This is a genomic window from Protofrankia sp. CiP1_Cm_nod3 (genome assembly GCF_982290655.1).
Genome location: NZ_CEVIVD010000011.1, coordinates 39,228 through 45,243 on the forward strand (window position 1 = coordinate 39,228; position 6,016 = coordinate 45,243).

At 73.0% G+C, this 6,016-nt stretch carries 6 protein-coding genes; all 6 read left to right on the forward strand.

The genetic code is table 11. The features are described from left to right. Positions 1–37: 37 nt before the first annotated feature. Positions 38–970, forward strand: coding sequence for an orotidine-5'-phosphate decarboxylase (pyrF, locus tag AC5LUJ_RS04455; protein ID WP_250284821.1), 933 nt, complete (start codon positions 38–40; stop codon positions 968–970). A 231-nt stretch (positions 971–1,201) separates the two neighbouring features. Beyond that, positions 1,202–1,519, forward strand: a complete 318-nt coding sequence (gene mihF / locus AC5LUJ_RS04460) for an integration host factor, actinobacterial type (protein WP_250284822.1) — start codon at positions 1,202–1,204, stop codon at positions 1,517–1,519. Between the two features lie 395 nt (positions 1,520–1,914). After that, positions 1,915–2,460 carry a guanylate kinase gene (gene gmk / locus AC5LUJ_RS04465; protein ID WP_250287306.1) on the forward strand — a complete coding sequence of 182 codons (546 nt, stop codon included), beginning with the start codon at positions 1,915–1,917 and terminating at the stop codon, positions 2,458–2,460. Between the two features lie 361 nt (positions 2,461–2,821). Next, positions 2,822–3,106, forward strand: a complete 285-nt coding sequence (gene rpoZ, locus AC5LUJ_RS04470; protein WP_013874507.1) for a DNA-directed RNA polymerase subunit omega — start codon at positions 2,822–2,824, stop codon at positions 3,104–3,106. A 205-nt stretch (positions 3,107–3,311) separates the two neighbouring features. Then, the gene (locus AC5LUJ_RS04475) at positions 3,312–4,745 is read left to right on the forward strand and encodes a bifunctional phosphopantothenoylcysteine decarboxylase/phosphopantothenate synthase (RefSeq protein WP_493464502.1); all 1,434 of its coding nucleotides are present in this window, start codon (positions 3,312–3,314) and stop codon (positions 4,743–4,745) included. Between the two features lie 41 nt (positions 4,746–4,786). Further along, entirely contained in the window at positions 4,787–5,980 is a 1,194-nt protein-coding gene (metK, locus tag AC5LUJ_RS04480; RefSeq protein ID WP_250287302.1) for a methionine adenosyltransferase, read from the forward strand. The last annotated feature ends 36 nt before the right edge of the window (positions 5,981–6,016 follow it).

Consider the following 6,016-nt stretch of genomic DNA (forward strand, 5'->3'; position numbering starts at 1 on the left):
GGTGGCCGGATGACGGCGTGCGGATGACGGAGGCCGGATGACCGCGTTCCCTCGGACCCGGGTGGGCACCTGGACGTCACGCCCACCCCTGGCGGTCGCGCTGGACGTGCCCGACGGGCCGTCCGCCCTGCGGCTGGCCGCGGCGGTGGCCCCGCACGTGGCCGTCCTGAAGGTGGGCCTGGGGCTGTTCCACCGGGAGGGCCCCGGCATCGTGACGGCCCTGCGGGACCTGGCCACGGACGTGCCGCGCGAGACAGCGCACGTGCCACGCGGGACAGGGCGCCCGCCTGGCACGGCCGCGGACGGGCCGGGCGCCGGCGGGCCCCCTGTCCCCGGTGTCCCCACTGCCTCCGCTGCCGGCCCCACCGCCTCCGCTGCCGGCCCCACGGCCCGTGCTGCCGGGGCCCAGGCTGCCGAGGAGCGTGTCGGGCTGTTCCTCGACCTCAAGCTGCACGACATCCCCAACACGGTGGCCGCGGGGATGCGCTCCGTGGCCCGGCTGGCGCCCCGGTACGTGACGGTGCACGCCGCCGGGGGCACGGCGATGGTGCGCGCCGCGGTCGACGCCGCGCCCGACGTCGAGGTCGCCGCGGTGACCGTCCTGACCTCCCTGGGGGGCGCGGAGCTGGCCGCCGTCGGGTTCGCCGGGACGCCGTTGGACGTCGTGCGCAGGCTCGCGGCACTGGCGGTGGCCGCGGGCGCGCGCGCGGTGGTGTGCAGCCCCCGGGAGGTCGCCGCGGTCCGTTCGGAAGTTGGAAATGATGTGACTCTTATCACACCTGGCATCCGTGCGGCGGGGTCGCGGCCCGATGATCAGGCGCGTGCCGCAACACCCGCCGAAGCTGTCGACGCAGGTTCCGATCTTCTCGTGGTCGGCCGTCCGATCATTGCCACCGACGATCCGGGGGCTGCCGCGGCCCGGTTCGTGGCCGGATGGCGACCCGGCCACGGTGCCGCTGACCTGGTGTGACATCACACAGGCCCCACTCCGGCCATCTCGAGGGGATCTGCCCGGTACGGTGGTCCGCGAGCGACCGAAAGCAAAGGGCGCGTGTGGCGGCAACCCGATTCAGGCCAACGTATGGACCCCGTCCTGTGGACAATAGTCCGCGGATGTGCCCGTACCGCCGGCTGGACCGAGACACCCGTTATTCGCTAGTTTGCGCGGCGCCGTGATCACCCCAAAGAAGGAGGCGTACCCGTGCCCCTGCCGCCCCTCACGCCCGAGCAGAGGGCTGCTGCCCTCGAGAAAGCTGCGTTGGCGCGTAAGCAGCGTGCGGAACTCAAGGGACGGCTCAAGAAGGCGGAAGTGTCCCTCGCGTCCGTCCTGGAGAGAGCCGATACCGACGAGGTCATCGGAAAGATGAAGGTGGCCGCTGTTCTGGAATCCCTGCCCGGCGTCGGCCGCGTCCGCGCCACAAGGATCATGGAGCGGCTCGCGATCAGCGACAGCCGTCGCCTGCGCGGCCTGGGTGCCAAACAGCGTGCCGCACTGGTTCAGGAGTTCGCGGGTTCCTGAGCACCACCGGTGGCCGGCAGGCACATGACATATCCCTGGGCACAGCGAGGCTGGTACGGCGTCCCGGCAATGGTGGGCAATGGTGACAGGCACACCGCGCCGGGCCGCCGTACCGACTTTTCTTCGCCGGCGCGCCACCGGGCATGCGCACCGGCGAGCCGGGCGCGGCCAGCCGGTGCGGGAGCCGGCGGGCGGACGGCCGCGGGCCGCGCGCGACCCGGGCCGACCGGGCCGACCGGTGGTCGCCACGGTGGGTCGCGCGCCGGGCGGTACACCGTCCGGCCACGGCCACGGCCACGGCCACGGCCACGGCCGGGGCCGGGGCCACAGCCCGGCCACAGCCGGGCCGATCATGTTCTTTTGAGTGTGTGGCCGCGGCACACTACGGTGTATGGATGCGGCTCACCGTTCTGTCCGGTCCGTCAGGCGTCGGGAAAGGGACAGTCGTCGCCGAGGTACGCCGACGTCACCCCGAGGTCTGGGTTTCGGTCAGTTGCACGACACGAGCGCCGCGCCCGGGGGAGACCGACGGGGTGGAGTATCACTTCGTCGATGCCGAGGAGTTCACCCTGATGGTCAAGAAGGGTGAGCTTCTTGAGCACGCGATGTTCGCCGGTCATGCCTATGGAACCCCCCGCGCGCCGCTGGCGGCCCGTCTCGCCGAAGGGGTGCCGTGCCTGCTGGAAATCGAGCTCCAGGGCGCCCGTCAGGTACGTGCGGGTATTCCCGACGCCCGGTTTGTCTTCCTCGCACCACCGTCCTGGCAGGAGCTGGTCCGCCGGCTCACCGGACGCGGCACGGAGCCGCCGGAGGTGATCGAACGCCGCCTCGGCCGGGCCCGCACCGAGCTTGCCGCCGAATCCGAGTTCGACGCGGTGGTGGTCAACGACGACGTGGCCGGGGCCGCGGCCCGGCTGGTGGCCCTGATGGACACCGACTAGCGCCGCGGCTGGGCTGGGCTGGGCCGGCTGGGCTGGGCCGCGGGCCGCCTGGCCGCGCCTGCCCTCCCGGCGTCGCCTGCTCCACTGTCGCCTGCTCTACTGTGGACAGGCCGTACCGTTGTGGTCCGAGGGCGTCGTGGTCCGAGAATACTGCTGAGGGTGCGGACGCCCACCAGCCCGCGGCTCACGGCCCCGGGCCGCGGGGCCGTGAGCCGCTCCGGCGGGGCCGCCGCGGTCCCGAGCGCCCGCCCTGACCCCGTTCCTCACGACCACATCGTTCTCCACGACCACATCCTGACCATCCTGACCATGCTGTCGGCCCGTCAGCGGGCTGACAGCCCCGTGTTTGCGGAAGGACACCGTGTCCGGCACTGTCGCGCAGCCCGAGGGCATCACCAACCCGCCGATCGACGAGCTCCTGGAAGCCACCGACTCCAAGTACAGTCTGGTGATCTACGCGGCCAAGCGGGCCCGGCAGATCAACGCCTACTACTCGCAGCTCGGTGAGGGCCTGCTGGAGTACGTCGGCCCACTGGTCGACACCGCCAGCGCCCAGGAGAAGCCGCTGTCCATCGCGCTGCGCGAGATCAACGCGGGTCTGCTGACGCACGAGACCGTCGGCGAGCCCCTGCCGCCGGCCTCCTGAGCGCCGGCGCCCTCCGACAGCCGCATGCCAGTCACATGTCGGCCCCCGCGCCACCCACGTCCCGGTGCCGCACACGCCGTCGGCGCACCTGCGGGTACCGCGGGGACGCCCGGTGCCGGCACCAGGACATCCGGTACCCCGGACGCGGGACGCCCGGGGCGTCCGGGGCCACCGGGGCACCCGTTCCACCGGGACATGACCGCTGATGTCCGCTGACACGCCCGCCGGCACCGCCAACACCGCCGGCAATGGCAACGGCAATGGTGCCGGCGGCGGCACCGGTACCGCCGCTCCCGCGGCTGTGCGGCGTCCCCGCGTCGTGCTGGGAGTCTCCGGCGGGATCGCCGCCTACAAGGCGGTCGAGGTGCTGCGCCAGCTCACCGAGACCGGCCACGACGTGCGGGTCGTGCCCACCGCGGCGGCGTTGCGCTTCGTCGGCGAGCCGACCTGGGCGGCGCTGTCCGGGCATCCGGTGGCCACCGACGTCTGGACCGACGCGGCCGAGGTGGCGCACGTCCGGCTCGGCCGGGAGGCCGACCTGGTGCTCGTCGCCCCCGCCACGGCGGACCTGCTCGCCCGCGCCGCCACCGGACGCTCCGACGACCTGCTCACCGCCACCCTGCTCACCGCCCGGTGCCCGGTGATGTTCGCCCCGGCCATGCACACCGAGATGTGGGAGCACCCGGCCACCGTGGCCAACGTGGCCACGCTGCGCTCCCGTGGCTGCCTGGTCGTCGACCCGGCCGTGGGCCGGCTGACCGGCGCGGACTCCGGTGCCGGCCGGCTGCCGGAACCGGCGGAGATCGCCGCGCTGGCCCGTTCCGTGCTGGCCCGCTCGGCGCTGGCCCGTTCCGCGCCGGCCCGTTCCGGGACGGCGGGCAGCGCGCCGGCGGGCAGCGTCCTGGCCGGTGGCGCGTCGGCGGGCACGGTGCTGGATCTCGCCGGCCGGCGGGTCGTCGTCAGCGCCGGCGGCACCCGGGAGCATCTCGACCCCGTCCGCTTCCTGGGCAACTCCTCCAGCGGACGCCAGGGCTACGCACTGGCCAGGGCCGCGCTCGCCCGGGGCGCGCAGACCGTCGTGGTGGCGGCCAACGTGGCGCTGCCGGACGTCGCCGGGGCGCGCACCATCCCGGTGGTGTCGACCGCGCAGCTGCGCGAGGCCGTGCACGCCCAGGCAGCCCAGGCCGATGTTGTGATCATGGCGGCCGCGGTCGCGGACTTCCGGCCCGTGGCACGGGCGTCCTACAAGATCAAAAAAGGTGACGGTGTCCCCGAGCCGGTGGCGCTGGCACACAACCCCGACGTGCTGGCCGAGCTCGTCGCCGCCCGCCGGCCGGGCCAGCTGCTCGTCGGCTTCGCCGCCGAGACCGGCAGGCCGGGCGTGGACATCGTGGCCCTCGGCCGGGAGAAGCTCGCCCGCAAGAAAGCCGACCTGCTGGTCGTCAACCAGGTCGGCGACGGGCTCGGCTTCGAGGTCGACCACAACGCCGCCGTGGTCCTCGGCGCGGACGGCACCCAGACCGCCATCGAACGGACCAGCAAGGACCTGCTCGCGCACCAGGTGCTCGACCTGGTCGTGACGCGACTCGCTGTAGCGGATGGCTCCGTTGTCGGCCTGCCCGCCGGTACCCGCCGGTAGACTTCGCCCGAATCAGACTGGATCTCCCAGGGGGTCATGACGTGGCGACGCGCCTGTTCACTTCCGAGTCCGTTACCGAGGGACATCCGGACAAGATCGCTGACCAGATCAGTGACTCCATCCTCGACGCGATGATCAAAGACGACCCGCGCAGCCGGGTCGCGGTCGAGACGCTGATCACCACCGGCCAGGTCCACGTCGCCGGTGAGGTCACCACGGACACCTATGTGGACATCGCCGCCGTCGTCCGCGAGCGCGTGCTGGAGATCGGCTACGACTCGTCCAAGAAGGGCTTCGACGGCGCCTCCTGCGGGGTGAGCGTGTCGATCGGGTCGCAGTCGCCCGACATCGCCCAGGGCGTCGACACCGCCCACGAGGCCCGGGTGGGCGGCTCCGGCGAGGACGAGCTCGACCGCCAGGGCGCCGGCGACCAGGGCCTGATGTTCGGCTACGCCTGCGACGAGACCCCCGAGCTGATGCCGCTGCCGATCGCGCTCGCCCACCGGCTCGCCCGGCGCCTGTCCGCCGTCCGCAAGGAGGGCCGGATCGGCTACCTGCGCCCCGACGGCAAGACCCAGGTCACCATCGAGTACGCCGACGGCCGGCCGGTGCGGCTGGACACCGTCGTCGTCTCCACCCAGCACGCGGCCGACATCGACCTCGACACCCTGCTCGCGCCCGACATCGCCGAGTTCGTCGTCACCCCGGAGCTGGCCACCCTCGACATCGCCACCGACGGGCACCGGCTGCTGGTCAACCCGACCGGCCGGTTCGAGGTAGGCGGCCCCATGGGGGACGCCGGCCTCACCGGGCGGAAAATCATCGTTGACACCTACGGAGGGATGGCCCGCCACGGCGGCGGCGCCTTCTCCGGCAAGGACCCGTCCAAGGTCGACCGGTCCGCCGCGTACGCGATGCGCTGGGTCGCCAAGAACGTCGTCGCCGCCGGGCTCGCCCGCAGGTGCGAGGTGCAGATCGCCTACGCCATCGGCAAGGCGCACCCCGTCGGCCTGTTCGTCGAGACCTTCGGCACCGGCGTGGTCCCCGACGAGCGGATCCAGGACGCCGTGACCGCCGTCTTCGACCTCCGGCCGGCCGCGATCATCCGGGACCTGGACCTGCTGCGGCCGATCTACACCCAGACCGCCGCCTACGGCCACTTCGGACGCCCGGAACTCGACTTCACCTGGGAGTCCACCTCCCGCGCCCAGGCCCTGGCCGACGCCATCCGCTGACCCCGGATTTTCGCAGAGCGAAAATCCGGGGACCCC